General features: G+C 70.0%; 26 protein-coding genes and 1 pseudogene. All 27 read right to left on the bottom strand.

Translation table 11 applies throughout. The features are described from left to right. Positions 1-18 precede the first annotated feature (18 nt). The gene (locus tag CGL27_RS16635; protein WP_119987916.1) at positions 19-429 is read right to left on the bottom strand and encodes a hypothetical protein; all 411 of its coding nucleotides are present in this window, start codon (positions 427-429) and stop codon (positions 19-21) included. A gap of 19 nt (positions 430-448) precedes the next feature. Next, the gene (locus tag CGL27_RS16640) at positions 449-1,171 is read right to left on the bottom strand and encodes a hypothetical protein (protein WP_162952995.1); all 723 of its coding nucleotides are present in this window, start codon (positions 1,169-1,171) and stop codon (positions 449-451) included. 33 nt (positions 1,172-1,204) lie between these two features. Next, a complete protein-coding gene (locus CGL27_RS16645; protein WP_119994416.1) occupies positions 1,205-2,695 on the bottom strand; it encodes a DNA cytosine methyltransferase in 1,491 nt (496 codons plus the stop codon). Positions 2,696-2,904: 209 nt separating this feature from the next. Continuing rightward, the gene (locus tag CGL27_RS16650) at positions 2,905-3,525 is read right to left on the bottom strand and encodes a hypothetical protein (protein WP_119987921.1); all 621 of its coding nucleotides are present in this window, start codon (positions 3,523-3,525) and stop codon (positions 2,905-2,907) included. 89 nt (positions 3,526-3,614) lie between these two features. Further along, a complete protein-coding gene (locus CGL27_RS16655; RefSeq protein ID WP_119987924.1) occupies positions 3,615-3,938 on the bottom strand; it encodes a hypothetical protein in 324 nt (107 codons plus the stop codon). 48 nt (positions 3,939-3,986) lie between these two features. After that, positions 3,987-4,910 (bottom strand): helix-turn-helix domain-containing protein, encoded by a 924-nt coding sequence (locus CGL27_RS16660; protein ID WP_119987927.1) that lies wholly within the window; start codon positions 4,908-4,910, stop codon positions 3,987-3,989. A gap of 84 nt (positions 4,911-4,994) precedes the next feature. After that, the gene (locus CGL27_RS16665) at positions 4,995-6,137 is read right to left on the bottom strand and encodes a PD-(D/E)XK nuclease family protein (RefSeq protein WP_240450519.1); all 1,143 of its coding nucleotides are present in this window, start codon (positions 6,135-6,137) and stop codon (positions 4,995-4,997) included. A 64-nt stretch (positions 6,138-6,201) separates the two neighbouring features. Beyond that, positions 6,202-7,194: a recombinase RecT gene (locus tag CGL27_RS16670; RefSeq protein WP_119987930.1), complete on the bottom strand. Its 993-nt coding sequence runs from the start codon at positions 7,192-7,194 to the stop codon at positions 6,202-6,204. A gap of 27 nt (positions 7,195-7,221) precedes the next feature. After that, positions 7,222-7,569 carry a hypothetical protein gene (locus tag CGL27_RS16675; RefSeq protein ID WP_119987933.1) on the bottom strand — a complete coding sequence of 116 codons (348 nt, stop codon included), beginning with the start codon at positions 7,567-7,569 and terminating at the stop codon, positions 7,222-7,224. A gap of 398 nt (positions 7,570-7,967) precedes the next feature. Continuing rightward, the gene (locus CGL27_RS16680; protein ID WP_119987935.1) at positions 7,968-8,537 is read right to left on the bottom strand and encodes a hypothetical protein; all 570 of its coding nucleotides are present in this window, start codon (positions 8,535-8,537) and stop codon (positions 7,968-7,970) included. Positions 8,538-8,715: 178 nt separating this feature from the next. Then, positions 8,716-8,961, bottom strand: coding sequence for a hypothetical protein (locus tag CGL27_RS16685; protein ID WP_119987937.1), 246 nt, complete (start codon positions 8,959-8,961; stop codon positions 8,716-8,718). Between the two features lie 331 nt (positions 8,962-9,292). After that, positions 9,293-10,210, bottom strand: a pseudogene (locus CGL27_RS16690) (peptidoglycan-binding protein); the annotation flags it as partial. A 145-nt stretch (positions 10,211-10,355) separates the two neighbouring features. Then, the gene (locus CGL27_RS16695; protein ID WP_119987943.1) at positions 10,356-10,793 is read right to left on the bottom strand and encodes a hypothetical protein; all 438 of its coding nucleotides are present in this window, start codon (positions 10,791-10,793) and stop codon (positions 10,356-10,358) included. Then, positions 10,794-11,897 (bottom strand): hypothetical protein, encoded by a 1,104-nt coding sequence (locus tag CGL27_RS16700; protein WP_119987946.1) that lies wholly within the window; start codon positions 11,895-11,897, stop codon positions 10,794-10,796. It abuts the gene before it with no gap. 2 nt (positions 11,898-11,899) lie between these two features. Then, entirely contained in the window at positions 11,900-12,826 is a 927-nt protein-coding gene (locus tag CGL27_RS16705; protein ID WP_162952996.1) for a hypothetical protein, read from the bottom strand. 13 nt (positions 12,827-12,839) lie between these two features. Continuing rightward, positions 12,840-13,790 carry a phage tail domain-containing protein gene (locus tag CGL27_RS16710; protein ID WP_119987951.1) on the bottom strand — a complete coding sequence of 317 codons (951 nt, stop codon included), beginning with the start codon at positions 13,788-13,790 and terminating at the stop codon, positions 12,840-12,842. After that, entirely contained in the window at positions 13,790-18,046 is a 4,257-nt protein-coding gene (locus CGL27_RS16715; RefSeq protein WP_119987954.1) for a phage tail tape measure protein, read from the bottom strand. The genes CGL27_RS16710 and CGL27_RS16715 overlap by 1 nt, the downstream gene beginning before the upstream one ends. A 33-nt stretch (positions 18,047-18,079) precedes the next feature. After that, on the bottom strand, positions 18,080-18,478 hold the full coding sequence (locus CGL27_RS16720) for a TFIIB-type zinc ribbon-containing protein (RefSeq protein ID WP_119987957.1): 399 nt from the start codon (positions 18,476-18,478) through the stop codon (positions 18,080-18,082). Beyond that, the gene (locus CGL27_RS16725) at positions 18,421-18,978 is read right to left on the bottom strand and encodes a hypothetical protein (RefSeq protein WP_162952997.1); all 558 of its coding nucleotides are present in this window, start codon (positions 18,976-18,978) and stop codon (positions 18,421-18,423) included. The genes CGL27_RS16720 and CGL27_RS16725 overlap by 58 nt, the downstream gene beginning before the upstream one ends. A gap of 2 nt (positions 18,979-18,980) precedes the next feature. Further along, positions 18,981-19,628, bottom strand: a complete 648-nt coding sequence (locus CGL27_RS16730; protein ID WP_119987963.1) for a hypothetical protein — start codon at positions 19,626-19,628, stop codon at positions 18,981-18,983. Between the two features lie 131 nt (positions 19,629-19,759). Then, positions 19,760-20,203 (bottom strand): hypothetical protein, encoded by a 444-nt coding sequence (locus CGL27_RS16735; protein WP_119987966.1) that lies wholly within the window; start codon positions 20,201-20,203, stop codon positions 19,760-19,762. Next, complete coding sequence (locus CGL27_RS16740; RefSeq protein ID WP_119987969.1) at positions 20,200-20,628, bottom strand: HK97 gp10 family phage protein; 429 nt, start codon at positions 20,626-20,628, stop codon at positions 20,200-20,202. Before CGL27_RS16740 ends, CGL27_RS16735 begins: the two co-directional genes overlap by 4 nt. Beyond that, positions 20,628-21,059, bottom strand: a complete 432-nt coding sequence (locus tag CGL27_RS16745; protein ID WP_119987971.1) for a DUF6093 family protein — start codon at positions 21,057-21,059, stop codon at positions 20,628-20,630. Before CGL27_RS16745 ends, CGL27_RS16740 begins: the two co-directional genes overlap by 1 nt. Further along, a complete protein-coding gene (locus CGL27_RS16750) occupies positions 21,049-21,426 on the bottom strand; it encodes a hypothetical protein (protein WP_119987974.1) in 378 nt (125 codons plus the stop codon). Before CGL27_RS16750 ends, CGL27_RS16745 begins: the two co-directional genes overlap by 11 nt. A 90-nt stretch (positions 21,427-21,516) precedes the next feature. Continuing rightward, complete coding sequence (fxlM, locus tag CGL27_RS16755; protein ID WP_162952998.1) at positions 21,517-22,716, bottom strand: methyltransferase, FxLD system; 1,200 nt, start codon at positions 22,714-22,716, stop codon at positions 21,517-21,519. Between the two features lie 13 nt (positions 22,717-22,729). Next, positions 22,730-23,881 (bottom strand): lanthionine synthetase C family protein, encoded by a 1,152-nt coding sequence (locus CGL27_RS16760; protein WP_162952999.1) that lies wholly within the window; start codon positions 23,879-23,881, stop codon positions 22,730-22,732. Next, entirely contained in the window at positions 23,878-26,886 is a 3,009-nt protein-coding gene (locus CGL27_RS16765) for a lantibiotic dehydratase (RefSeq protein WP_119987983.1), read from the bottom strand. Before CGL27_RS16765 ends, CGL27_RS16760 begins: the two co-directional genes overlap by 4 nt. Between the last annotated feature and the right edge of the window lie 67 nt (positions 26,887-26,953).

Below are 26,953 nucleotides of genomic sequence, written 5' to 3' on the forward strand. Positions count from 1 at the left end.
GAGTTGTAGGGATGGTGATCAGGCGCCGGTGGCAAGCTTGCGAGCCCGGCGGGCCTGCTGGGCGAGCCGTCCGGCTTCCCGGCACAGGGCGCAGGCGCTCTCCCCGCGCCGGTTGTGGGCACGGGCCCCGGCTTCGGTGCCGTGGGTGATCGGGCGTCGACCGCGCTCGCGTAGTTCGGCGGGCCGCGCACCCTCGCAGGTCGCGAGGACCTGGCCGTTCCGCCAGAGCCGCCCTCCGCAGACGCCGTCGAACAGGCTCATGCTCGGCATGACCAGGTCGATGCACCGCGACCGGAACGGGCAGCCCTGGCAGGCAGCGAGGAGGGAGAGGACCAGCGGCTCCGTCGAGGCTTCGGCCGCCGTCTCCTCGGACGTGAAGCGGGCGTCCCCGGCGCAGGGGGCCTCACCGACCCACCCATTGCCGCTCATCTGCTCCTCCTCCCGTTCGCTAGGCGGTTGGCAGCAGCAGCAGGCGGACCTGATCGCTGACGCTGGAGCCGTAGGGATGGGTGAAGTCGCGCGGTATCGCCCTCAGGTGACGGTCGGCCAGCGGCGGGAGAAGGAAGACCTGCGCCACGAGGCGAGTGAGGGCGTCGTCACACTCCCTGCTAAGCCGGGGCCGGGCCACGGGGGCGGGAACCTTGCCGTCCGTCTGCTCCTCGATGACCCCAACGACGCGGCCCCCACCTGCGCGGCTGTCCACGATGACCGCCGTCGCCGCAGGGTGGTGCCCGCGTATCAGCTCAGCTACGCGGGCAGCGCGGTCGGCCGGGGGCAGCTCCAGAAGCCAGCTGCCGTCCATGCCCGTGCTGCGCCGCACAAGCGCCCACGCCGGTGAAGTCGGGGGCAGGAGCGCGTACTCGATGTCCAGGATGATGTCCGAGTCGATCTCATTGAGCGGATGCCCGGTCTCAGTTCCGTCCCACAGCCAGGGACACGCCGCGAGCGGGCTCGGCTGCTCGCCGAGCACGCCGTACACGGTGACGGTGCGGTCTTCGCCGCTACGGTCGAACGCCACGTAGACGGCCTCGGGGCAGCGGGCACGGACCTTGGCGGCAAGGTGGTCGATGATGCTCAGGCAGTGGGCCTGTTCGGCTCGGCGGAGCGCGAGAGCCAGGTCCTCTCGCTGCTGGGCGAGGATGGCCACTGCATCGTGGGTTGCTGGTGTCATGGCAGGGGTGTCCCTTCTTCTTCGGGGGGCAGGTCAGGCGAGGACGGGCTTAAGGCGTTCGCCGAGCCAGTGGGCGACGTTGACGCTCACGGCGTTGCCGGCCTGCTGGGTCTGGGCGGCCTTGGTGCCGACGACCTCGTACGTCTCGGGGAACCGCTGGCCCGACAACTGCTCTCTGGGCTGGAGCATCCGGAAGTAGCAGTCCTCGATGGCAGGCGCGCTGCGCACGACGGCTGCCGAATCGCGGGTCGACAGGGTGTGCAGGGGCACGCCCGCGGTCTTCGGCGCGGCCCGCCGGTACGGGATCACCAAGGTGTTGCGCGCCCGGGTGCGGACATCCCCGTCGGGCACGACCAGCCCGTGATGCCGGGCGGTGGCGATAGTGCTGAGCGGGGCGTCGATCGGCGCGGCGTCGCAGTTCTTGCGGAACTCCACGATGAACGGGTCCACGGTGACGAGGGCTTCGCTCTCGCGGGTGGTCCGGGTGCGCATCGGCTCCTCGATGGGCGAGGCCGTGTCGTTCCAAGAGCCGCCGACCGGCACAAGCAGGGCTTCGCCGAGCTTGGCCGTGCGGGTGGGCAGCGGCCGTGTGTGCGGGGCGAAGGCGCGGTCGGTGCCGTCCTTGCCGTGGGTGAGGGTGACGACAGACGGCTCGTAGGGGAACTTCGCCAGCCCAGCTTCGATGCGGCGCATCGTGTTGGGCACCAGCGGCTTGGCGCGGTCCCCGATCCGCTGGCCGATGTTGTCCCACATGATCACGTCGGAGGCGGGGCGGACGTACGGCTCCACCAGCGCGTGACCGCAGCGGCTGTGCGGGCACCGGTAGTCGTACTGCTGCTGATATTTGCCGACCTTCACCCGCGGGTCGCGCCAGCTCTGGCGCGCCTTGACGTCCCGCCCGCACTCAAAGCAGTGGGCCAGCGGGCGCGGCGCGAGGTCGGGGCGGCGGATGCCAGAGAGGGTGAAGACGATGTACACCCGGTCGCGCCACTGCGGGGCGCGCGGGTTGGTCTCCGAGCCGATGTGCGCGGAGGACACCGAGACGATCTGAACCCGGTAACCGAGCTTCTTCATCGCGCGGATCCACTCGGGGAACAAGAGCCAGTCGGTGATGAACTCGACGACGTTCTCCACGACGACGCACGGGAACCGCTTCGCCTCAGCGGCTCGCAGCACGCACCACGCGGTCACGCGGGTCATCTCGAACGCTTCAGGCGGCAGTTCGCGCCACTGCTCCTCTTCCTCGAAAAGGGCCTCCTGCACGGGGTCGGGGCGCTTCTTCCCGCCAGCGGGGCTGACCTCCCTGCAGATGACCGAGGCCCACAGCAAGAGGGCCTTCGGTAGCCAACGCATGGGGTAGTTCTGGATGTCGGCGCAACGCGCCGCAGCGGTCGGGTGGTTGAGCTCGAAGGTGTCGACGGCGGTCTGCCAGTGATTGATCCCGAGGATCGGCTCAAACCCGGCTTCGAGCGCACCTTGGCCATCTCCCCCCGCTCCGCAGAGCAGGTGGATAGATCGGGACACGGTGGTGGTCTCCAAGAGGTGGGGCCGCCCGGCCCGGTTCGCGGGCCGGGCGGCTGTGGTCAGGACTGATCGGAGGCGCGAAATGCGCGGAGGTAGCGGTTGTCCTCGATGCCGAGTGCGGTGAACGCTGTCAGGCCGAGGACACACACGATCAGCAGCCAGATCACCGGTCCGCGCCCCCGGTGGGGCGCGGCGCACGGCACGACCGGTCAGTCATCGCTGCGGGTGACGCGGACGGTCGTGATGTGTCCGGCCCTCTCGAACAGCGCCAGCGGGTAGCCGTCCCGCTCGGGCCGTTGCCAGACGCGGTGGTACCCCTCAAGGTCGGTGAGCTGTCGCGACCACTCCGCGAATCGGACGAGGGCGCTCGCCGCACCTTCGATCCCGGCGGTCGAGTTGTGGTTCGCTCCGTACGGCGCGGTGTGCGTAGCCGAGACGATCAGCCGGGACGCGTGGCCGGGGAGGTCAAGGCCGTCGATGCGGGCCATCAGCGGGACCAGGCTGTTGCCGTGGTGACGCTGAGGGCCGTTCGGAGTCGAGTCGTACAGAACGGTGTGCCTGCTCGCGCCCTGCGCGTCCTGGCGGATGGCGGTCCAGCCGGTCACCTCGGCGGGGTCGGCGGGCAGGCTGTGCTCTGAGGCGATGATCAGCTCCGTGCCGTCCCGCAGGTCGGCGCGGACGAAGAACTCGCCGCCGCTGGTCTCGATGTCGGTGACCCAGCCCGCGTAGCGCAGCGGGGTGATGACGTGCCTGTAGCCGTAGAACAGCCGCTGCCACAGCGGGTCGGTGGTGCGGTCGTGGTCGGGCAGAGCCGCGATGGTGATGGTCATGGTCTGGTCTCCAAGAGGGTGTGCACGGCGGGCGCACAGAAGGTGCGCCCGCCATTGAAAAATGTCACCTATCTGACACCAAGAGGGCGTCAGACGGTGGGCAGCTCACTGCGGGCGAGGATCTGCACGGACCACATCCGACTCCCACGGGTGACGACACATCCGATCAGGCGGCCCTCATGAGGCAGGACGAAGCCGCTGCCGCCCTCCTCCCTCCTCAGTTCGCGAACGAGCTTGCGGACGCCGTACTCGGCACACTTGGCCGAGCAGAACAGGCCGTCGCCGAGTCGCGGAGCGAGGTGCGGGCCATGGATCACTTCAGCAACCACGACGTATGCGTCAGGGGCGGGAGTGAGTGTGTCGGTCAAGGCGGCCTCCAAGAGGTTGGTGAGTTCGGCCAGTTCCGAACTCATGCTTATATCTTAATGGCGTATACCAGGGCGTCAATGTTGCCGATCTCGCTAACGCCCCTGTCTGCGGCGGGAGTTGCCTCCCTTCTCGCGTCCCATGCGGGCCAGGTCGCGCACCCGCTGGCGCGCCATCTCCAGGGCCTGGGGGTCGGTCTCAGCCACGCGACGCTCCTGCTCGGCGAAGAACTCCCGTAGCCAGTCCTGCTGGGCGCGATGCTCGCGGTCGGCCGCCTCGCGCCGCGCCTCCTCGCGCCCCGCACGCGGGTTCGTGCCGCACCCTCGGCAGTTCGCCACGGGCTCGGCGTGCTTCGGGCAGCCCGCCCGCTGCTGCGCCCCGCGCCCCGCCCCCGGCTCCCCTGCGGCGTCAGCCGTGGGGGTAGGGGGGTAAGGAAGAGAAGAGGAAGAAGAAGGAAGAGAAGGGGTTTCCCCGGGGGAACCCGCCCGGTTTCCCTGCGGCAACCCACTGGGTTTCCCCGCGGCAACCCTGCCCCGAGCCGAATCAGGGTTTCCCTGGGGCAACCCTGGCTCCGGACCCGGCTCGGCAGAGGCCCGCGTCTCTTCCCGTGCGGCAACGTCCCGCTGTGTGCGGGCCGCTGACGACGGCTTGCGGCGCGGAGCCTTCCGGGCCAGCCGGGGGTTCGTCGGGGCACGCTGCGCCGCCCGGCGCCGCTCGATCAGCTCCTCCGTCGACGGGATCGGCGGCACACCGTGCGGGAACACCCGGTACTCGGCACGGCGCCCGACACGGCCGATCGTGACCCGCTCGACCAGGCCGAGCCCGACGAGTTGCGTCACCACCGTGATGACCTGCTTCTCCCCCACGCCAGCCCAGGCCATCATCCGCTCCAGGCCGGGCCGGGCCAGCCTGGTCTGGTCATCGGCCGAGTCCGCGATCTTCATGAGGACCAGCTTCTGCGTCGTGTTGATCACCTCCTTCGGCAAGTAAGCGGCCACCACCATCAGTTGAATGCTCACCGGCACTCTCCGTGTCGCGTCCCGTTCGCGCCGTTCCGGGGCGGGGACAGGGCGCACCGGCCCCGGCCCCGCCGTCTGGCACGCTCAGGGCTTCTTGCTGGCGGTGACGTTGATGCTCACCGCAGTCCGCCGGTCGTGGTCGAGGCGCGTGGGCACCGGGATGCCCACCCCCTCAAGCGTGGCCTTCATCGCCGCCGCGTCCGGCGCCATCGGCACCGCCAGTCCGGCGCGGCGGTACAGCGAGACCATCGCCCCAACGTCATCGACCTTGGTCGGGTTGCCGCCGCTCCACTTCAGGACGTTGTCGCCGTAGACGCCCGGCTCGGAGCCGTCGAGCTGGGCGCGGAGGTACTTCTGCCGGTCCTTGAGCGGCTTGATCTGCTTGGATACCTCGGCGTACTCGGCCAGCGCCCTCCCCCGTTCCTCGTCGTCGTGGATGAGCTGGCTCTGCGGGGAGCGCCCGGCGACGAGCGGACCCCAGCACGCGGTGCGGAACGGGCAGTGGTCGCAGATCGTGGAGATGCCCGGCCCCTGGAAGGTGCGCGGCAGCTCCTCGGGCGAGGCGGCCGTGCGAACCTGCTGGACCCACCATCGGGCGCGACGGGCGCGGTCGGCCTCGTAGGCGATCTCCTGAATGTGGTCGTCGCCATTGTCACGGTTGATGAACCGGAAGCGGATGCGGGCGACCGGCACGGGGCCGAGACGGGCGAGCTGGCGCTGCCCCCGGACGCTGGCGAAGCCCTCGGTACCGAGCAGGTCGGCGTACAGGTACACCTGCCGCAGCTCGGCCTCGCTCGCTCCGTACCGCACGATGCTGTCCCACTGGTACGTGCTCTTGGACTTCACGTCCTCGACGGTCGTCTCCTCCGCGGGGAGCGTAGGACGCAGCCGCTTCGGTAGCCGGGCGGCGATCGTGCTGTCGAGCTGGACGGCGTCGATATGGCCCCGGACGGTCTCGTCCTCGACGCGGCGCTCGACGAGCCAGCCGTACTCTTCGCGGGCGGCGTCGAGCATCCCGTCGTGCAGCCAGGTCCCGAGGATCGCCTTACGCTTCTCGCCGGTGTCGGTCGGGGTGCGGCCGTGCAGGAGGTATCCGGCCCGCCGTGCGCACACGGTGTCGCTGGCGCCGAGCTTGGTCTGCTGGGAGCGGGGACGGCGCGCGTCCGCCGCGTGAGCGGCGGGCCACAGGCTGACCGGCCGCTTCGGCGCGATGGCCAGGGTGGTCACGATGGTCTCCAAGAGAATGGGGGTGCCGCCCGCCGACGGTGGGCGGCACCGGTGTCGGCAGAGTTCAGGAGGCGGCGCGGCGCGGGGAGGCCGTCCGCTTTCGCGGGGCACGCTTCGCCGGGGCCGGGGCCTTGTCGGCTTCGGGGTCCGGCTCGGACTTCACGGCGGCCTTCTTCGCGGCCCGAGCCCGCTTCTTCGGCGTGGGCTTCTCCGTGTCCTCGTCCTTGGCCCCGGCCCCGGGGGCGTCGGCGGACGCCTTGTTCGCGTCCTTGCTCTTGTCGTCGCCCGCCTCAAGTCCGGCGGCCTTCCGCAAGGCCAGGGTCGCCTCATCCGCTTCGCGGACGACGGCTTCGGCGTCGGCCCGCGCCATCTCCTCGTCCACGTACACGCCGGACAGGTCCTGGGGAGCGGCCATCCGCAGGCCGCCGGCCTCAGCGCACTTGCGGAGCATGTGGGCGGGCATCTGCCGCCACATCTTCGCGACGACGTACGCGCTCTGCTTGCGGTCGTAGTACGTCGGGGCGAACTCGTCCCATCGGGCGATGAACGGGAACCGGCTGGTGCCGCGCAGAACGGTGACCTTGACGGCGGCCGGGTACTCCTTGAACAGCCAGACCTCGTGGGCGTTGCCCTCGGAGTCGTAGTAGATGGTGTCCTCGTAGGAGATGGACTCCCCGGCCTTCGTCGCCGCGCGGTGGGCGACGGTGCGGAAGCCGTCGATGCCGGTCTGGATGGTCCAGGTCTTCTCGGGCTCGTCCGGGTCGTCGGCCGCCTTCCAGTTGGTGCGGCCGATCATGTAGATCTGGCGCGCGAAAGGATCGAGCCCAGACCTCACGCAGAAGTGGAAGAAGATGGCCAGTTGTGCGCGCGGTGCCTGAGTGAGACCGGGGCTGATCAGAGACAGTGCGGCCACCTGACGCGCGTCGAACTCCATCTGGTCGGCGCGCAGCACGACGGCGCTCTGGGAGACGCTGCGGTCGGGCAACCCCTCGGGGCTGGTCGGCACCGGGGCAGCGGACGCCGTATCGACGCCCTGTTGCTCGGTTGGTTGCTTCATCGGTCGTTCATCTCCAAGAGGATTGGTTCAGTCGGTCCGCAGGCTGCGGACTTCGAAAGCGGGTGCCCATTCGGGGTGGCGCTCGATGAGCAGCCGGACGTACCTGCTGCGGAAGTTGTTGTTGAGGCGGAACTCGTCTTCGCCCTCGGTCGCTGTGACGTACCGCCAGCGCAGGACCTCGAAGAGCATCCCGATCCCGACCCGGCGCGCGCCGCGCTTCAAGTAGTCGGCGGTCAAAGCCTCCAGGGCACGGAGCACCCAAGGGTTGAGCTGGTGGAACGTCTCGAACTGAGCCTGGATCGACGCGGGCTGGTCCTCCGGCTGACGCACGGTGTGGATGACCAGACCCGGTATCTCGTCCTGGACGGCTGCCATACCCACCCCCTGGTGACCGACTTCAAGAATGTCACCTATCTTGGGGGCTGGCGGTCGGTTGATCAACCCCACCGAGGGTAGGCGCGACTTCGCACTCTCAACTCCGTTCAGGCAAAGGTCCGCTCGGCCGCCTCGTCCATGCGCGCCTGGCGGGACTCGTTGGCCGACGAGACCTCCCGCAGGGCGCGGACGGCGATGTTGGAGTCGGGGTTCTGTATGACGCAGAGCGAAAGGGCCCCTCGACGATCAGGGCCTCGCGGACATTCGTGACCGCGACCTCCTCGCCTCCCGGTGCGGCGATGAACTGCACTACTGCCTCCTTGGTGAACTGCGGCCCCATAAAGGGGATTACGTATATCTTATTCGCAATTCGGGACCTAGTACAGTTTTTGTGCAGGTCAGAGGGCTTTTCGGGCGTGGCGGCCCCGGGTGAGGACGCGGCTGCCCGGACCGTCGTAGGTGCCCTCACGCAAGGCGGTGACGACCACCTCGTCCACGTCCCAGGGCAGGCTCCGCGCGCTCTTGCGCAGCGTCGGTACGGCGTCGAGGACGGTCTCCAGCATCCAGAGCTTCGATCCGGACAGCAGCCAGTCGTGCTCCGCGAACCGCCCGGTTGCGATCGTCGTGGCCAGGTTGCCCTGAGCGGGCAGATGGAACAGCTCGATGATCTCCTGCTGGCCGACGATCGGAGGCAGCTCGTCCCCGAGGCCCGGCTCCCAGCCCTCGCCCTGGTCCGCGATGATCCGGGCCTTGGCATCGAGATCGACCTGACGGACTCGCGCGGTCGTCGCGCCCCACCCAGCCGCGAAGCCGAGCGGCCAGTACCGCACCCCGCTGACGACCAAGGCGGTCGACGGGTCCAGCACACCGCGGCTCGGTGCCAGCCACTGCGCCACCTGCTTCGGATCGACGCGGTACAGCGCGGCGAACTCCTGGTGCCCGACCAGGTACGGCTTACGGCCAACCATGCCCCATCCTCCGCTCGGCGCCTCACAGTGACGACGGAAGAGTAGCCGTGGCGTCGCACGCCACGCTTGGCCATCTAACCCTTGGTACCATCGCCTTGGTCTTCCAAGAGGCCCGAAGGCCCCGTCGCGAGACGGGGCCTTCTCTCATTTCCGCTGGGTCATCATGGTGCCAGAGCGGTCAGTTGCTCACAGCTTCGAAGATGGCGAGCGCCACGGCGGTGACGCTGGCGAGCACGGCCAGGGTCGGAAGCGGCCACCGCGCTTTCTCCAGTGCGGCGACCCGCTCCTCCAACTCCTCCAGCGCCTTGTCCGTCTGGTCGCTGCGCTGGACGAGCAGAGCCAACTGGCCGTCGATGCGGGCCAACCCGACCTCCAGCGCCGAACGGAGCTCGGCCAGGGCGAGAGCGATCTGCCCTTCGGGCACGGCTTCCTCCTGTTCTCTCGTCACCGCCAGGTCACTGCTTCGGCGTGGCGGGGTCGCGCTTCACCGGCAGCCACGACGCCGTTCCGGGCCTGCCCAGGGCAGTGCCGAGCGTGGACTTCAGCGCGCTGAGCGCGGCCGGTATCGCGGAGACCGCGGCGGCCTGCCACGCCGACAGGGACACCATGTCCGTCGTGCTGGCGGCGACCATCAGGCCCAGCAACGACTGGAGGTAGGTGGCAACGGTGCGCTCAGCGATGTCGGCGAGGGCCTGCGGCATGGAATCGTGCTCCTGGTCCGGGGTGGTCGGATTCGGTTCGGGGGCACCGGCCTGGTGCGGGACGCGGAGGTCTGCCCAGGTCTCGGGCCCGGGTATGCCGTCGGCGTCCGCACCGTGGTGGCCGCGCTTGATCTGGTAGGCGGCGTACGAGCGGCGGTGCGTGTCGTTCCACACCTGGCCGGGCGGCGTGTCGTAGCTGTCGCAGCCCTCTGCGATCAGCCGCTTCGCCATCGCGGAGATCACCGGCGAGGAGCGCCCGTCGCGGAAGAACTGCTTGCCTGGGTATGCCGCGTACTTCGGCGTCGGCTTGGGCTTCGGGTGCGGCTTCGGGTGCGGCTTCGGCTTCGGGTGCGGCTTGGGGTCGGGCTTCGGCTTACCGCCGTCCTTCAGGTGCCGGGCGACCCGGGCGCGGAAGGCGTCCATGTCGATGCCGCCCGGGTCCGGCTTCCCTGGTCGCCACTCCTTATGGCCTATGACGGAGTGCTCGTTCCAGCCGTGCGCATGGCAGATGGCCGCCGCCGCCCGCGCCATCGCGTCGAGCTGGGCCGCCGGCCACGGATGGCTCCCGGTGCTGATGCACTCGAAGCCGTAGAAGTGCCTGTTCCCGTCGGTGTCCGCCTCGTTGTCGCGCGGGAGGGTTTTCTTCTCCGCGATGACTGCGAGAAGAACGTCGGTGTCGCCCATCCCGGCGTGGTTGCAGCGCCCGTAGCCGACGAGGTGGACGGTGCCGGAGCGGTCGATCACGCCGTGGCAGAGCGGTCCGGGCAAGTCCTGGTAGCCGGTCCGGCACAGCTCCACCATGTCCTTCTCGGAGGTGTACGACCCCGTGTGGTGGATCATGACGCCATTCGCCGGACCCCAGTTGCCGTGAGTGTTCCGGTTGTGGGTGCGCCACTTGCCGTGCTCGACCACGCCGAGCCCGGCGCCCTTCAGCACAGACAGAAACCTGTCCGCGCTCAGCGGTGTAGCCACGCGCTTCGTCCTTCTCCCCTGCGCCTGATGGCGATCTGCCGTGGCCGCCGCAGCGGTCCGGTCCCTCGGGAGTGCGAAGCGGGTGGAGGGTCACCCAGGCGTCATGCTACCGGCGGAGCACCGGCCAGTAGCCGGGCGCCGCCGGTCAGGTGTCGTCGCGGTCGGTGCGGAACGACGCACTGTCGAGGCTGATCCAGGACGCGCGGACGCTTCCCCCGCCCTGGACGCGCAGCCGCACCAGGCCCTTGAGGTCAACGTCGAGCTGGAGGGCGCGCCGGGCTGCGTCGGAGGCGACGTCGACCGTGCGCGGTGCTTCCGGCCAGTACCCCTCGGGGAGCAGCGCGACCAGCTGTTCGTCCGTCGCGCGGTCGCCGGTCAGCCCGATCCGACCGCAGAGCTCCGTCGTGTCCCAGGGGTTGGCGCGGAACTGCGGTGGCTGCTCCTCGTCGGGGACGGTGGTGTCGCCGGTGAGCGGGAGGTCCCGCCATTCCGGGTACGGGGCGCGGCGGGCGCGCTCCAGCGTGGTGACCCGCCTTTCCAGTCTGGCCAGTCGGCGGCCGAGGGTGGCGATCGTGTCCGGCATCTAGAGCTCCTCTCCCTCGCCTGCCTCGTCCTCGGGCTTGTTCGTGCGCTCCAGCTTCAGCGTCACACGCTCGGCGGTCTCGCCCTCACCAGGGCGCACGGTCCAGCCGACGATCCGGCACCAGCCGTCGAACTCGGTGTGGGGCTCGAACAGGCGGACCCGTACGTCGTCCCCAATGCGCAGTGCGTGGATCGGGGCCGCCGGGTGGTCGATGATCTCCAGTTCGGGCAGCGAGGGCAGGACCTGGCGGGCCAGCCGCTCCCGGCGGGTCCGCTGCTTCAGCTTCGCTTCGTCCTTCTCGCTGGTCTCCAGCCGGTGCTCCAGGCGAAGCCTGCCGTTGCGGACGCCGTCCACGACGACCTTGCGCTTCTTGCCCTCGCCCGCGCCGAGCCCGATAACCCACTGGGCGTAGGAGTCGGCGTCCTTGATGACGTGCGGGGTGCCGACGACGTTCGCGCCGGTGGTGAACGTCAGGTCCTCCCGGCGCTTACCGAGATGGGGCGCGCCGAGGATGACGCGCCGCTCGGCGCGGCGCCCGTGCCAGGCCACCGTCTCCGACCACTCCAGGCCGTCATCGATCTCGGCCATCTCGTCCACCATCTCGCCGAGGTTGCGCGGGTCGGTCTCCACGGTGGTGTACGGGTCTTTCGCGGTGCCGGTCTTCGCCTTCGACTTCGTGTCGTCCACGCTCACGCCGAGGTCGCCGTCCGGCTGGGCCTGGGCGTAGGCCCATACATCGCGGATCACCTGGCATGGGTCGGCCTCGATGTACGGGCCGCGACCGTCGAGGTTGCCGTGCAGGTCGAAGCGGCGGTGGAGGTAGCTCGTGAAGCCGGAGGCTTCGACGGGCAGGGTGTTGCCCTCCGGCTCGGCGCGCCACAGGACACCGCCCCAGTCGAGGCGGGCCTTGCGCTCGACCAGGAGCACCGTGTCACCAGCGTCGAGCATGTCGCTGAGCGAACGGCGGAATGCGGTCTGCAGGGACGCCTTCAGCGAGCCGGGCCCGGCTATCTCCGGGCCGTACTCGACCTCGGCCAGCGGAAGGTTCCAGTGCAGGACTTCACCGGTCGCCGCCCGCGCGACGATGTAGCGGTAGTCGGCCATCGTCAGGCAGGCCCTTCCGTGAAGGCGACGTCGAGCGTGACCGTCGTGCCTTTGGCCACCGTCAACTCGCCGTCGCCGTACTTGTCGGTCTGGTTGATCTCGACGGCCAAGTGCTGGCGGGTGCCCCGGTAAGCGGGCGGCACGGCGAGGGTGTCGGCCAGGGTCGCGCTGGAGCGGCGGGTCGTCGTCCCGTCGTCGTCCACGACGGTCGGCTTCGCGGTGCGCTCCCCGAGCCGGGTCCGCAGCTCGGCGTACACGGAGCCCGCCTCCGCGCGCATCCCGCTCAGTGTGACGACGATGGTGGCCGTCGTCGCCCAGGCCGGGACGTCGAGGTCCCAGGCAGCCTCTTCGGGCCATGCCGCCCACTGGCCGTGCTTGCCAGGCACCTCTTCCGTCTTCGTCGGGTGCACGGTGCGCAGGATGCGATCGGTGCGCGGGTTCGCGATCTGCCGCAAGTCCGTGATCATGTCGGCGGTGATCGCCGCGGTGTTGCGCGGCAGGGCGATGCGGGCCAGGGCGACGCCGGTCATCCCCTCGGGAACGGCGGAGGCATCATGGGTCACGCCCTTGACGACGTGGAAGTAGCCGATCTCCTGCGTACGGGGGTCACGTTCCCCTTCCCACTCGGGGTCCTCGATCCGCAGGACGATCAAGTCGGTGCGCGCGAACGGGCCGGTCGGCTCGACGGCCACCACGGCATCACCGATGTTGCTCTGCGTGTAGGCCCCCTGCCACGGACGGGCGCCGTGGATGAGGGCCGAGCCGTCACCGACGCGGACGCCGGGGCCGGGGGTCTCCAGCGGGCGGACCTTCAGGTCCTCGCTCTCCGCAACGCCCTGCCGGCCCCGGGCGAGGTCGCGGATCATCAGGCGCAGCGCGCGGGCGGAGTGGTCGGCCCCGCGCACCATCATCGGGGGTTCCAACGTCACGAGTGCTCTCCGTTCACAGCGTGGTGTACGCGGACCGCCACGCCACCTCGAGGCGCGCGGTGCCGGACGGGTCGGCCGCGGTCCACGCGATCTCGGACCGGCCGGGCGGCAGGGTGAACAGATCGAGACGGCTCGCAGGGCTCAGGTCGTTGGCGACGTTGACGGTGCCGTTGCGCAGGGCCCAGCAGGTATTGGGGCGGGTCTCCAGCTCCACCCACTCGCCCTCGCGCAGCGACACGTCGAGTTCGAGGACACGGCGGGTGACGGTGTTCCAGATCCGAGGTCCGGCGACCGGTCCGTGGACGCGCAGGCTCGGGTACGTCGATGCGTCCCCGTGGTTGGTGACCCAGCCGGGCCGGTCGTCGGCCGGGCGGTGCTCCGGGTCGGCGGGTCGGCGGCAGGCGGCGGGTCGGCCCATCGCCTCGTTAACGGTGCGGTCGGCGCTGGTCGCGTGGGCGGCCTGGTCGAGGCCGAGGGTCAGCTTCGACAGCTCGTCGTCGTACCAGCGGGGGTTGTCCAGGCCGACGAATTCGATGTCCAGGGGTATCCACCCGTGCACGGCGGTGGCGGTGCTGGTGGCCTCCATACGGCGAAGTCGCCCGTACATGCGGCGCGTTGTGTGACCGGGCCACCGGCCGCGCAGGATGTGGCGGCCGTCCGGGCTGGTCCGGGCGGCGGGGTTGTCCACGGCCTGTTCCAGCCGGGCGAGAATCCCGGCCGCCTTCACCGGGTCGCCGGGCGTCTTGATGCCCGCCTCGAAGCGCAGAGGGCGCGGACCGTAGAAGTCGCGGCCGGGCGAGGAGCCGTCGCTGCTGGCGTTGTCAGCGTCCTGCGGCCGGGTGGCCGGGGAGCCGAGTCCTTCGATGTTCCCGATCGGGACGAGGCTGCCGGTGCCGAGGACGACGCCGCCGATCTCGTACTGCCACGGGGCCAGTTCGGGGTTCTTGTTGGGTGCTGTGGTCATCACACTCTCCCGCCCCGCTGCGCGTTGCGCAGGGTGCGCATCATCTCGGTGCCGATCTGCTCGGGGGTGGCTCCGCTGTCGGAGACGGTGACCGGCATGGAGCCGATCAGCGGCTGCTGTTCGCGCACGACGACGACCTGGACCCGGCCGCCGGCGCGGGCGTCGACCACGCGGGTGCGGGCGCGGTCGCTGCCGGTGCGGAGGTCGAAGGCGCGCACGACGCCCGCCATCGCCGCTACGCTGCGGGCCTGCTTGAAGGAGCTGGCGAGCATCGGGGTGTAGTCGCGGCCGCGGGCTCCCCGGACGCCACCGTTGGCGTACCACTCGACCTGGCCGCCGAACCGGTCGACCACGGTCTCGACGATGGCCTTGCTCCGCTCGCGCTTGGCGGCGGCCATAGGCACGTATGCCTCCCCGCCGGTCTCCCGCTCCGCCCATATGCGGTAGCTCCCGGCCGGTGCGATCTGGGCGACGTGATTCTCCCGGCGCGGTCCGCCGGTGATGCCGCCGTCCGCGTAGTAGTCGACGACACCGCCCCGAGCGTGGTTGGTCAGGTTCTCGGCCTGTCGGCGTAGAGCATCGGCCGTGTCGGACGGTGCTTTGCGGATTGTCTCCAGAACGCTCACGTGCCGAGTGGTGACGGTCACCGACTTGCCGCGCAGTGCGTCGATCCTGTGCTGGATCGAGTCGGCCGCCTTACGGGGTCCGCTGGTCGGCACGATGACCCTGACGTTCTTGGAGCCGGGGACCTTTTCGATCCGGAAGCCGAGCGCCTGCAACTCCTTCCGAGCGCGAGCCGTAGGAGCCCGCACGGTGACCGACTTCGCTCCGGGGGTGGCCCTGATCTTGACCTGGACCGCCGACAAACTCTTGATGGCCGCTGCGGTCGGCGCGGAGACGTGGACGTTCTTGCTGTTCGGGGTTCGACCGAGCTTGTCGATGAGCCCGTCCAGGTTTTTCCGTGCCGCCGCCGTTGGCGCCGTGATCCTGATCTGGCGGGTGCCCGGCACCGTCTTGACCGTGAAGCCGAGGCTGCGCAGCTTCTTCTGCGCACCGTCGCTCAACGAGTCGACCTTGATCGTCTTGGCCTTCGGCAGCCGGTGGAACTCCGCCTGCACCGCGATGAGGTTCGCCAGGGTGGAGTCCATGCCCTTGGTCTGAAGCAACAGCGAGACCTTCGAGGGCAGCAGGCCCAGGCTGTCGGCGACGCCCTCGGCCTGGTTCTTAGTGAGCCCGTAGCTGCGTGCGGCCCTGATCGCCTCGGTGCGCGCCCGGCTCATCTCCCCGCGGGCCTTGGCGAGTGCTGCGGGCAGGGCTTCGCCGTTGCGCTTGGCCAGGTCATAGGTGGCGACCGAGGCGTCGGACGCCGCATCGGACAGAGCGGTGAGCTGGGTGTAAAGCTGCTGTCCGTTCCTCGTCGTGGTGTTGAGGGTCTTGTCCTGGTTGACCAGCTGCTTGCCGCCGTAGCCCTCCTTCTGGTTGACGTTCTTGCCGCCCTCCTTCAGGTCCAGGACGGCGCTGTTGACCTTCGCCTTCGCGGCCTGGAGGGAGATCTGGCCGCCCGAGAGCAGGTCGAGGGCGCTCTTGAGGGAGCGGGTGCGGGTGTCGGCATCGGCGGTCTCGTCGGCCAGACCGCCGACGGCGCCCTTGAGCCGGTCGTAGGCGGAGGTGCCGTCGCCAGCGCCCTGGGTGGCCTTGGCCAGCTCCTTGGCGTTCTTGATGGACTCGGACATCTCGCCCTTGACGCTGCTGAGGGCGTCCGCGGCGTCCTTATACCGCTGACCGACGGGCGAGTAGTCCTGGACGGTCGACTTGCCGCCAGCCACGTCCTTCCACACCTTGTGGCTGTCGGCAGTGGCCTGGAGCTTCTTCTGCAGCGCGTCCAGGGAAGTGCCCTGGCCGAGGTAGGCGTCGGTTAGGGAGGAGATCGGTACCCCGGCCTCGTCCATGACCTTCGTCAGCTGCCCCTGCGAGACCTTGGTGTCCATCAGGACCTGAGCGGCCTGCCCGCGTACATCGCCGGTGATCTGCCCGTTCGACTCCCTGAGTGCCGAGGTCAGAGAGGAGATGCGCTGCTGATGCTCGGCCGCCGCTTGCGCCGCACGCTGCTGACGCGTGGCGAGCAACCCAAGGCCGACCGAGACACCGGCCATGGCGATACCGAAGGGCCCGCCCAGGGCCCCAGAGATACCCGACATGGCTGAGCGCAGGCCCGAACCGGCCGCGCGGGTGACTCCGTTCATCGTCCCCATGAACGTCACGCCCGCCCCGTTGGCGCTGCGGAACGCGGCGGTCATGTTGCCGAGGAACCCGACCCTGGCCTGCACAGCCGCCCAGGCCGCCCCGTACCGGGACAGCGACACCCCAGCGGTTGCGGCCAGGGTCTGCTGCACCCGCATCTGCTGGTTGAAGTTCGCGAACCCGGTGCGCACCGGCCCGGTGACGGTGTTCGCGAGACTGGTCAGGCCTGGCTGCGCCCGGCGGAACAGCAACATCGCCAAGGCTGCCGACTGGATGGGAGCGGGCAGGGCGCCGAAGGCGCTGACCAATCCGCCGACGACGTGGCCGACCGGGACCAGCACGGCGGACAGGCCCGACACGGCGTCCATGGCCACGTTCGCGACGGTGGCGATGATGTCGAGCGTGCCGGCCGCCGCGCCACCGCCTTCGCCCAAACTGGTGAACGCCTTCGCGATGGGCTCCGCGCCATCCGCCGCATTTCGCAAGACCTCACCCAGGGTGCGGGCCGCGTTGATCAGCAGGTTCAGGCCGGTGGCGAGAGTGTGCTCGCCCAGCTCCTTGAGCGGTCCGACGAGTCGTTTCGCCTCATCGATAAGCCCGCCCAGACCGGCACTCGTCTTCGCCTTCAGCTCCGGTCCGTACAGAACGGCAAGGTTGCGGCCGTACTCCAGCGCGGTAGTCAGGTACGGCGTCGCCCCGGCCATCCCACGCGTCAACAGCCGCGTCACCCACTCAAGCCCGGGCGCCATGCCCTCGTACAGCGCCAGCCCGGTCTGCCGTGCCTGGGTCCGCAGCTGGGTCATCGCACCGGTCAGGCCCTGTCCGCGTGAGGCGGTGATGGTCGCGGCGGCGCCGGTCTGCCGCACCGCCACCGACAGGGCGTCGAAACTCTCGGTGCCCTGGTGAGCCAGCGCCGCCGCTCCACTGAGCGCGGGCTTGCCGAACGCCTCGGTGACCCCGGCGGTGAAATCTCTCTGCGACAGGTTGTGCTCGGCCTTCGCCAGACCATCGATCACGACGCGCAGCCCCCTAAAACGGCCCTGCGCGTGCCAGGCGTCGATCCCCAAGTCCTTCAGGGCGCCCTTCATCTGCGGGGTCGGCGCCGCAAGGTTCGCGAACATCCCCCGCAAGCTCGTTCCGGCCGTCTGCCCCAAAATGCCGCTCTTGCCGAGCATGCCGACCGCCGCGGCGGTGTCCTGCAGCGAGACGCCGAGCGCGTTGGCGACCGGTCCGGCGTACCGCATCGAGTAGTAGATGTCGGTGATGGAGCCGGAGGCGTTGTTCGCCGTGGCGGCCAGCGTGTCCGCGGACCGCGACGCCTGATCAGCACTGAGACCGTACTGATCCATGATGTCGCCCAAGTACCGAGCAGAGGTGGCGGCGTTGACGTCGGCTGCCGAGGCGAGCTGGAGCGAGGCACGTACGGCGTCGATGGACTGATCCGCGCGGAAGCCCGCCTTGCTCAGCTCGACCATGCCCTCGGCGGCGTCGGCCGCCGTGGAGCCCGGAAGCGACAGGTCGTTGCCGAGTTCCTGCGCCACGACGGCGGCGCGCTTCATTTGTCCGGCGGTGGCCGAGGTGACCGCCCGGAACAAATTCATCTGCTTCTGGTAGCGGTTGCCCTCTTGGACCATCTCGCCCGCCCCCAGGAGCAGGCTGCCGCCCGCGAGCATGTTGGTGGCGGACATGCCGCGCCTGCCCGCGCCGGCCGTGGCGCGCTGGAGGCGGGACATGGAGCGGGCCCCGTCGTCCCCGGCCGCCCGCAGACTGGCGCGGGCGGCCGCGGCGCGGACGGCAATGCGGTTCAGCTCGCCGACGGCTGCACGGCTGGAGCGGTTCAGCGCAGCGAACTGGCTCGCCAGACGTGCGCCATTGGCGTCCAGGCGGGCCAGCGAGCGATTGGCGGCGTCGGTGCGGTCGGCGAAGGTGCGTGCCTGACCAGAAGCAGCACGAAAACCCGCGATCAGGTCGCGGACCTCGGCGCGCATCGCCACGGTCAGGGTGAACCCGGCCACCGCCCTGGGCCTCCTTCCGTAATACGCGGTTGATCAGGTGTGGTCGCGGTGCAGCTCGCGAGGGAGAAGCTGGATCTTCACGCCGTAACCGGAGCGGTCCCCCGGCACGTGGTCACGCTCCTGCTCGATCAGCTCGCAGCCGGGGCAGCGCAGAGTGTCGGTGACGTAGGCGTGCGGGTCTCCACCGCGCTTGGCGTCCCACTCCTCCAGCCGCGTGTGGCACTCGGGGCACACCGCCCGCTGCCACTCCGCCCAGGCCAGCGCCTTGACTCGGTCCAGCTCGGTCCACCGGCCATCCCCGCCGAGGAACTGCGAGTGGGGAATGGCGTACGTGGCGCACAGCTCCAGCTCGGACCTCAGTTGAGCGTCACGACTCAGCCTTTTCCCAGCTCCACCCTGCTCTCCTGCTGGACCTGCCAGGCCGCTTCCCATAGGGCGTTGGCGTCCGGCGCCGACCACGTGTGCAGCAGTTCCTCGGCCTCCTCCCAGCTCATGCCGTCGAGAGAAGCCGCCGAGACAAGCGCCGCAGGGAACGTGTCCGGGTTGAACACGGCCCCGTCCCGGGCCTGCTGGTCGGTCGGCGGGTGCTCGGAGATCAGATCCTCCAGCACGGGACGCGGCAAGGCGAGGAAGGTCAGGAAGTCCGAGGCGCTGTCCAGCGCGGTACGGGCTTCCTCCAACGCGGTAGCGGCCTCGGCTGCCTGCCGCGAGGCCGACTCGTCATCAGGGTTGGCCTCGGCCAGGAAGCGGGCTCGCTGCGCGGCCTGTTCGGCCTCATCGAACCGCTGGCGCAGCTGATCGTCGTCGCAGATGCGGAGTTTGCTCTGAGCGCGGGCGCGGCGACGCAAGCGGTCCATCTTGGCCGCCCAGGCCCCCTCCACCGATGTCTCGCGGGGAGGGGACGGGCGTTTGGCCTGTGCGGGGCGCGACACGATCAGCCCTCGTCGACGTCGTGCTCGCGGACCGTCGCCTCGGTCTTGCTCTTGGTGGTGCTGACCACGGTCACGTCGACGTGGTCACCGTCGTGGCCCGCGTCGTGGTGATCGTGCCCGTGGCCGTCGTCGCAGTCCTCGTCCGGCAGCGGGCGGTGCTGCGCCTGCGGCACCGGGCGGTCCAGGGACGGCTCGTCGGTGATCGTGAAGTCCACCTTGAACTTCGCGGCTTCATTACCGGTGCTGTAGGTGGCGGCGCGGGTGGCCACCTGGACGGGGAAGACGTCGACCGAGCGGGAGCCGGGCAGGTCGCCCTTGCGCAAGAGGACCACATAGCCCTTCGCGCCCTTGGGGAGCTGCTGCTCGATCGCGTCGGAAAACCGGTCCTCGTAGAACGTCAGGCTGGAGTTCTCTGCCTTGTCGTTGCCCGGGATCGAGGAATTGAACGTCGAGCCCATGTCGGGGGTCTCGATCGGATCGTTCTCCAGGGCCCAGCCCTCGATGTCACTGACGGCGTCGGTCAGGCCGAAGGCGTCGGTGATCTCCCGGCGGCTGGGGTACTTCGGATCGTTGAGGTCCGGCACCCAGAGGATCTTGGAGATGCCGCGTCGCAGAAATCGGGTCTGGGTCTTCTTCGTGCTCGTGGACACAGGTCCGCTCCCACTTCTGGGGCAGCGTCCCGTGCCGAGGCCCTGCCCCTTGAGGTTCAAAGGGGATTCGCCTGGCCTGGGGCCTAGCGTCCGCGCGGGCCTCCGCGGTGAGGTTCAGAAGAGACGTTCCTTCATGCAGAGGTCACGGTGATCGTCACCCGTTGCACGTAGGACACGATAGCGCCTGCCGCCGACTCCGAAGATTCTCCTCCGGCGTCGTAGGTCAACTCTCGGTCCATGACCCGCGCTTGGGGAACGTGCAGGTCGTGGGTCCACTGGCCGTCGGTGCGGCCGACGACACCGGCACGGACGCGATCGGCCAGCCATTCGACCTGATCGACCCGTTCTCCGACCGAGGTGACTTGGTAGGACCAGGCCGCGTCCGCGTGCCAGTCCCACAAGGGCGGTCCGTCGAACTCGGCGGGCAGCGAGTCGAGGACCGTGTACGGCGTGGACGCCGCATCCCACCCGGACTTCCTCCGCACACGTGGGAGTTCACCGATGCCGCACGGGCGGCCGGTGACGTGCTCCACGAGGGCGGCGAGCGCACGAGTCACCGGCAGGCGGGCAGTCACGGCAGCACTCCGTCCGCCAAGGCATGTACGAACGCGGGCTCGGTCTGCCTGAAGGCGGGTTCGACGTGCGGGAATGGCGGCTGCCGGTAGTGCCTGCCGATCGAGTCCACGCCGACGAACCCGTACTCCAGCCGCTGGGCCTGCGGCGCGTCGGAAAACACCTCGGCGGTCACCTCGCCGCCTCCGGTGCGCATCCGAACGTCCCACGAGGCGCGGTACTGCCCCGTGATCACATTCGGGCCGGGCCTTCCGCTCGCGTTTCGCTGGATGCGGACCCGCAGCAGCATGGCGTGGTGCCGAGTGATCGTCCGCGTACGGGCGCGGACGGCCGGACCCATCCGGGCCAGCGCGGCGGCCAACGCGATCGGGTCGCGGAAGGCGGTCGCGTCCGGGTGGGCGTTGGGGTGCGGGTTCGCCGGGGCCATCAGTCGATCACCTGAACTCGGACGATCCGCACCACGCTGTAGGTGCCCACCGCTCCGTCGGAGAAGCGGAATCGGCGGCCGACCAGATGCGGGTCGCGTGGGCCTCCGCGCCGGACGGAACCGGCGACGCGCACCACGTCGTCACGACGCAGCGCCGGGGCGTCGGCCGGCAGCACGGCCTGGTAGTCGGTGGTCGGTGGCTCGACGGCGACCGACCCACTCACGGGCTTCGTGATGGCGGGGCGGCCGATCGGCATCACCGCGCCGAGGCCATCCCAGACCAGCTCCTCGTCCGGCACAGGAGGCACCAGCCTGCCCGTGGCCTCGTCCAGCTCGTCGTCCGTACGGCCCGCGCTATCCCGCCACACCTCCAGCTTGTCGTCCAGGATGCGGGCGACGACCCGACGCACACCGTCCACGTCAATGGCCACGGGCCCACTCCCCGAGCTGGGTGAGCATCGCATTCGTCAGCGAGTACGGCTCGGCGCCGAGGTCAGAGCGGGCCAGCGCGGCACGCTCCAGCGCCTCTGGGTCGATCGCCTCAAGGAACACGGCCGCTGCCGGACCGGGATCGGACAGGTCGGCCACCGCAACGCGGGCCATCCCGGACCACTGAGTGGCGCCGCGGTCCGCTACGTGCAGCAGGAGTTCGGGCTGTTCCCCGGCGAGGTGACTGACGGAGTACGCCTTGACGGTGCTCGGATCGATCCGAGCACCGTCGATCTCGATGTCAGCCCGACCGCCCCGCGCGGTGATCGCAACGCGCCGGGTGGTGTCGGTGTCGTTCGTCTGATCCATTCAGCCGACGGTATGAGGGCTGTCGGACAGTACAGCCCCCTCCGGAAGACCGGTCCATCGGACTGCGTGCAGGCTGACCCGCCGGTCGTTCTACGCGAACGAGAGGACGACGCGGGAGTGAGCCTTTTCGATGACGTGGCCCGCGGGGAGTTCGTTGTCGGGTGTACCCGCCGGGTAGATGGCCAGGTTGGGCACGGCGGTACGGTCGGCTGCCCATGCCGTGATGTGTGCGACGAGGCGCTTGGCCAGGTCGGCGCCGTCGGGGCCGAGGTGGGCGGCTCCGAGGAGTGAGGGCCGTTCGGGGTCCGTGTCGTCGCGCTTGGAGATCAGGTACGCCAAGGAGCCCCCGGCAACGAGCGCGGGGCTTCGTCCGATGATCACGGGACGGCGCAGGCCGTTCTCCACGGCGGTACGGGTGGCTTCAAGTCGGCAAACGGTGTCCTCGAACGCCGTCGCCCGCAGCCAGATCCCGTCGAAGGACTCCTCCCCGGCGATCCGGACGTCCGACCACGTCTCGGCAGTCGGCTGGGTGAGCGCGTCGTTCAGCCGGGCGGGGTCCATGTCCTGGTCCTGGTCGTGGTGGACGCGGACGGTGCCGTCGGCCAGGTCGAGGGTGCGCTCGCCGTCCTGGCCGACGATGGGGACGAAGCCGCACAGTTCCATGTCGCTGCAGAGCAGCGCCTCGCCCTGGCGGTTGAGGACGACGGAGCGGGTCTGTCCGCGCCAGCGCAGGGGGAGGACGAACCGGCCGCCGTCGATGAGCTGGGCGCGAAGTGCGGCGGGGATGTCCCAGAAGCCCACAGTGCCGATCATGCGGGTGTAGGGGCCGTACTCGGGCGCGCCCTTCAGACCGTCGCGCTCCATGACCCGTACCTGCTGGTATCCGGTCTTGTTGAGGGCATCGCGGGCGTGCTGGGTGACGTCGGCGTCGATGTCGATGGTGGTGACCTCGCCGTCCTCACCGACGATCTCGGAGAGAAGGGCGGCGTTGTAGCCGGTGCCCGCGCCGATTTCCAGGATCTGATCGCCGGGTTGCGCGTCGAGCTGGCCGAGCATCATCGCCACGGTGGAGGGCACGGAGGCACAGGAGAGGGCGAGCGGCCCTTGGGGGTTGTCCTTGATGGTGACGGCCTTGTTGCTGTAGGCCACGGCCGGGCCGACTCCAGGAAGGTGGACTTCCCGGTGAACGGTGCGCATGGCCCGTTCGACGCGGGGAGGAAGTGGCCGCTTGGCCACAATCTGGTCAACGAGTGCGTTGCGGAGGTCATCGACGGTCGGGGTGTTGTTCACGCTGGAATCCTTATCAGTTGAGGAGGAGGCACGTGGTCCACGTAGGTGCAACGGGTCGGGCGGGGGTGAGGGTGTGCAGGGTGAGGAGGACGCCGTCCGAGCCGGTGAGCAGACCGGCTGTGTCCGTCATCGGATGCTGGTCGACGTGGGCGGCCAGCCGGTCACGCAGGAGCGGCACCTGTCCTGGGAGCGGGCTGCCGGGAGCGGCGTCGGCGGCCGTCGTGGCGACGACCAGAGCGAGCCCTGCCCAGCCGTGGCAGACCGTCGCGTCGCCCAGTGAGTCGAGTTGGCTGGAGTCGGTGAGGCAGGCGGCCAGAGCGTGTTCGGCGTGGCGCCGCCCGGAGGGGCGGTCACAGGCGAGGGCGGCCAGTTGCAGGGCGCGGGCGATGCCCGGGGTGCCGTAGCACCACGAGGGCCTGCCCGGAGTCGTGGAGGGGGGCGGCCCCTGGTGCCACCGCTCAGCAGTGATGGTCTCGGGCCAGGCCGTGCCTCCGGCCGAAACGGAAGACGACCACTGCTCCAGCAGTCGGCAGGCGTGCACCAACGCCTGCTGCTGGCGGGGCACCCGGTACCCGGCGCGGACGCACAGCGCGAGGAGGGCGACAGGGCCCGCGACTCCGTGCGCGAGCCCGAAGTTGCCATGGCCGTACGGCCACGCCTGATCGGGGCGGCCGTTGGGGCTGTCAGAGGTCCACCAGCCCGGGGCCGCGCGGCCGTCGACCGTGACGGGCTGGAGGAGCAGCCGGACGATGTAGCGCAGCACGTACTCCAGCAGCTCCGGGCGCGTCCGACGGTGCAGGAGGTAGGCACCCAGTCCGGTGAGGCCGTTGATCAGGTCGTACTCCCGCATCCGCGGCGGCCGACCGGTTGTCATCCGCTCACGTGCGGCCGTGAGCTTCACCCTCACCAGCCCGGCGACCGTCTTGTCCAGAGTTTCCAGGGCGGAGCGGTAGGCCGGGTGTCTGGCGGTGTGCAGGGCGTAGGCGAGGGCGGGTGCCCCGCGGTACAGGCTCGCGTGGTCGGGGTGGGCGGTAGCAGGCTGCGTGGAGATGACGCGGGCTGTGCGGTGTGCCGCCTCCCACGCGCTGTCACTGCGGGCCAGGACGGCTCGGCGCAGGAGCGTCCCGGCCTGTCCCGTGCCCAGGTGGTGGGCAGGTGTGGTCACTGATCGGTCCCCCGTACCCACACGGTGCGGCACGCCTGGCGGGCAGCGTGGCGGCAGACGGCCTCGGACTCGCGGTCCGGTCCGATGCACCGGTTGTGGTGCATGTGCAGAAGAGACTCCAGCACGTTGGTGACCTGCTCATCGGCGAGATGCTTGCGGTAGCGGTGCAGGGCGCCGTGCCGGGCGGCGCTCGCAGCGTCGAGCCGTGGTGTCCAGCCGGACGGTCGTGTCTGGAGCCCAGTGCGGGTCTGCTGTGTGACGGCTCGGGTGACGGCTGGCAGGCCGATACCCGGGGCAGGGTTCGTGGCCATCCAGTGGATGCCGTCGTCCTCGCCGAGGAGACCGAGGGCTATGTCGATCATTCCGAGGGCGCACAGCACGCGCCGCTCGGTTCGCGGCAGGTCTGCCAGTGCGTAGCGGACGGCGTTGCTGTCGGCGGTGAAGACCTTCTCGGCGGCCGACATCGCGGCTCCGGTCCTGTACCGGCCTGTTTCGGGCCGGTAGCCGTCGAAGACGAGGCGCGAGGCGAGGGCGTCGTCTTGCAGTTGCCGTGCCCAGCTCACGATGGTCTGCGTGATCGTGGCGTGGGCAGCGGAGTCAGAGGCGGCGATACGGAGCCGCAGGTGGTACTCCTCCAGCAGCGAGCGGTAGCGGACGAACCAGATGTCGAGCTGTTCCAGGGAGCCGGGGAGCGGGCGGGCGAGGATCTGGTCCATGGCGGCGGGGGCGGTGAACAGCTTGGCCTGCACCCACGGCTGGTCGCTGCCGGGGTCGGACAGCGTCCGGTTGGTGACCACGGGCGCGTCCTGGATGTCCGGGGCCGGCAGGGGCGGCCGGGTGGACGTGAGTGGCAGAACGATCTCGTGCGCGTGCCCGATCCAGCCCAGGTCGTCTTCTCCAGGGGCTTCGTACAGGTCGGCGCTCTCGTGCCGCCGTAGGTGGTCGAACAGCAGCCGCGTGTGCAGGGCCATACGCAGGTCCAGGCGCAAGGTGCGGTCGTTTTCCCGCAGTTCAAGGGACCGGGGGCATCTCCAGGTCCGGGCCCAGTTGGTCAGGGCCTCGCGCCAGGCGCGGTCGAAGGATCCAGTCGGGAGGTCGTTGGTTGCCAGCCGCCAGCGGGCAGGGGTGAGCAGGGCCTTGCGGTACCGGACGCGGGGCAGAAACGGCATTCCGGTAGCGAACGGGCCCCAGTCGAACTGGGTCCAGGCGGTGGCGAAGCCCCGCCCGAGTTGGGCGAGGAACCGGGCGAGCGGCGGTGCCTGTTTCTCCAGGGCGAGCGGGTGCAGGACGACGGGCTCGACGACTCGGCGGCGGGAGAGGCTGACCAGGTGCAGCCGCTTGCCGGTGGACAGCACAGCGAGGTCGTCCAGCGGGATGAGGTCTGCGCTGGGCGGGCGGTGCTCACCCAAGGGGATCACGTACGGCAGGGACACCGGCGTGCGAGCGACGTTCTCGGCGTGCGGGTAGATCGGGGTGAAGGACAGTTGGGCGGCGAGCGCCCCGTCGACCAGGGTGGGCAGCTTCCCGTACGCCTCGCGCAGCCTGCCATCGCGCAGGGTGGCCGCGAACCGGCCGGTGAGGTTTCCGGTGCTCCACGCAGGGCGGACGGACACGGTGAAGTCTCCGCGGTCCAGAGCCTGCTGGCTCTGGGCGTACACCCGCACTCCCATCTCGACGTGCGGCGCGACCACTGCTTCGTCGGCGCCGCTGTGCGATGTGGGGCTCAGCTCCTCGATGTCGGCGTCCGAGAGGCGGATTTCCCGCTCTCCGGTCACGGCCGCCTGCCACGCCCGGTGCATCAGCAGCTCGTCCCGGGGCAGCGCCTTGGTCGACGGCTCGGGCCACGGCGAGGTGGGGAAGCCAGCGGGCAGTCCCACTCCGGCAGCGAGATCGACGGCGTCGCGGACGGGAACCAGAGTGCCTGCGCCGTACCGGTCCCAGAACACGCTGTGGTACGAGGCCCAAGCGGGCCGCTCGCCTTGGTGGCGGGTGAGCCGGAGCAGGGCATGGGCCGCGGCTTCGGCCTCGTCCAAGACGGGCGCGGGAATCTGCACGGTGGCATCGAGACGAAGATCCACGCTCAGCCGCACGCGACCGGCATCGTTGATCGCGGTCATCCTCCGCTCGACCCCATCCCGGATCTCCCGCGCTGTCGACTGGTCCCAGGCCGTGTTGTGGCTACCGAGCAGCCGGTGTATGTCCCTCAGCTCACGCAGGACATCAACCGTCTCGGGCTCCAGATGCGCCGTAACCGGCTCCAGCACCCGAAGAAGATGGCCGAGCGGGTCCACATCTGTGATCGGCGCGTGGAGTTGAGTGGTCAGCAACCCCGCACCGAGCGCCGCGTCCAGGAGGTGCACCGCCTGGGCAGCGGAGCCACCCATCGCGATAAGTCGCTCCACGACCTGCCGATACAGCACCGGCTCGGCGGCCATCTCCAGGATGGCTGCCAGCGGCCGGGTGAGGCGGACGGCCGCGGTACGGCCCCCGGGCAACGGCCGTTCGAGCGTGTTCCCCCGCCGTACCGTCAGGTCGTCAGCTGCCACGCTCAGGTGGGGAAGAACATCGGGGCGAGACTGGAGATCGCGACGGACGTGGTCGAGCCAGAGGGCGTCCGGACGGGCTACCGGACGGTGCCCGACGCCGAACCGGACCAGGGCGGGGCCGCAGTACGCGGTAGCCACCCCGGCGAAGAGGCCGAACGGAGTCGGGCGTCCGGTGGCGCGCAACAGATAGCGGGCTGTGGCGGTGACCGCCCTGCGGACCTTCCTCGGTGACCCCATTGGATCATTCACGGCCTGCTCCACCGCGCGGACAAGGCGCGGCGTCGCGGCACGCACCGCGGTGGCGAACTCCGGTTCGGCCCAGACCTCGGCCAGCCACCGTCGGCAGTCACCCGGGTCATTCGGCGAGGGCCACCGCATGTGCTGCACATTGAAAGGAGCAACAGCAGCGCGCAGGAGGAGCACGTCACCGCGCTGGAGAAGTCTGGTCCGCGTCATCATTCGTCCTCACTTGGCTGAGGCGGCTCCGCGGGCCGGGGAAAGTTCCCCGGCCCGCGGAGCACAGATA

The sequence above is a fragment of the Streptomyces sp. 11-1-2 genome (genome assembly GCF_003595545.1).
Lineage (GTDB): Bacteria > Actinomycetota > Actinomycetes > Streptomycetales > Streptomycetaceae > Streptomyces > Streptomyces hygroscopicus_B.

What these genes read in the sequence shown, in the direction of transcription:
- CGL27_RS16635 (WP_119987916.1), bottom strand. Translation starts at nt 429, where the DNA reads ATGAGCGGCAATGGGTGGGTCGGTGAGGCCCCCTGCGCCGGGGACGCC.
- CGL27_RS16695 (WP_119987943.1), bottom strand. Translation starts at nt 10,793, where the DNA reads ATGCCGGACACGATCGCCACCCTCGGCCGCCGACTGGCCAGACTGGAA.
- CGL27_RS16765 (WP_119987983.1), bottom strand. Translation starts at nt 26,886, where the DNA reads ATGATGACGCGGACCAGACTTCTCCAGCGCGGTGACGTGCTCCTCCTG.
- CGL27_RS16740 (WP_119987969.1), bottom strand. Translation starts at nt 20,628, where the DNA reads ATGGCCCCGGCGAACCCGCACCCCAACGCCCACCCGGACGCGACCGCC.
- CGL27_RS16650 (WP_119987921.1), bottom strand. Translation starts at nt 3,525, where the DNA reads ATGACCATCACCATCGCGGCTCTGCCCGACCACGACCGCACCACCGAC.
- CGL27_RS16700 (WP_119987946.1), bottom strand. Translation starts at nt 11,897, where the DNA reads ATGGCCGACTACCGCTACATCGTCGCGCGGGCGGCGACCGGTGAAGTC.
- CGL27_RS16640 (WP_162952995.1), bottom strand. Translation starts at nt 1,171, where the DNA reads ATGACACCAGCAACCCACGATGCAGTGGCCATCCTCGCCCAGCAGCGA.
- CGL27_RS16675 (WP_119987933.1), bottom strand. Translation starts at nt 7,569, where the DNA reads ATGGCAGCCGTCCAGGACGAGATACCGGGTCTGGTCATCCACACCGTG.
- CGL27_RS16655 (WP_119987924.1), bottom strand. Translation starts at nt 3,938, where the DNA reads ATGAGTTCGGAACTGGCCGAACTCACCAACCTCTTGGAGGCCGCCTTG.
- CGL27_RS16670 (WP_119987930.1), bottom strand. Translation starts at nt 7,194, where the DNA reads ATGAAGCAACCAACCGAGCAACAGGGCGTCGATACGGCGTCCGCTGCC.
- CGL27_RS16720 (WP_119987957.1), bottom strand. Translation starts at nt 18,478, where the DNA reads ATGGGAAGCGGCCTGGCAGGTCCAGCAGGAGAGCAGGGTGGAGCTGGG.
- CGL27_RS16710 (WP_119987951.1), bottom strand. Translation starts at nt 13,790, where the DNA reads ATGACCACAGCACCCAACAAGAACCCCGAACTGGCCCCGTGGCAGTAC.
- CGL27_RS16680 (WP_119987935.1), bottom strand. Translation starts at nt 8,537, where the DNA reads ATGGTTGGCCGTAAGCCGTACCTGGTCGGGCACCAGGAGTTCGCCGCG.
- CGL27_RS16750 (WP_119987974.1), bottom strand. Translation starts at nt 21,426, where the DNA reads ATGGATCAGACGAACGACACCGACACCACCCGGCGCGTTGCGATCACC.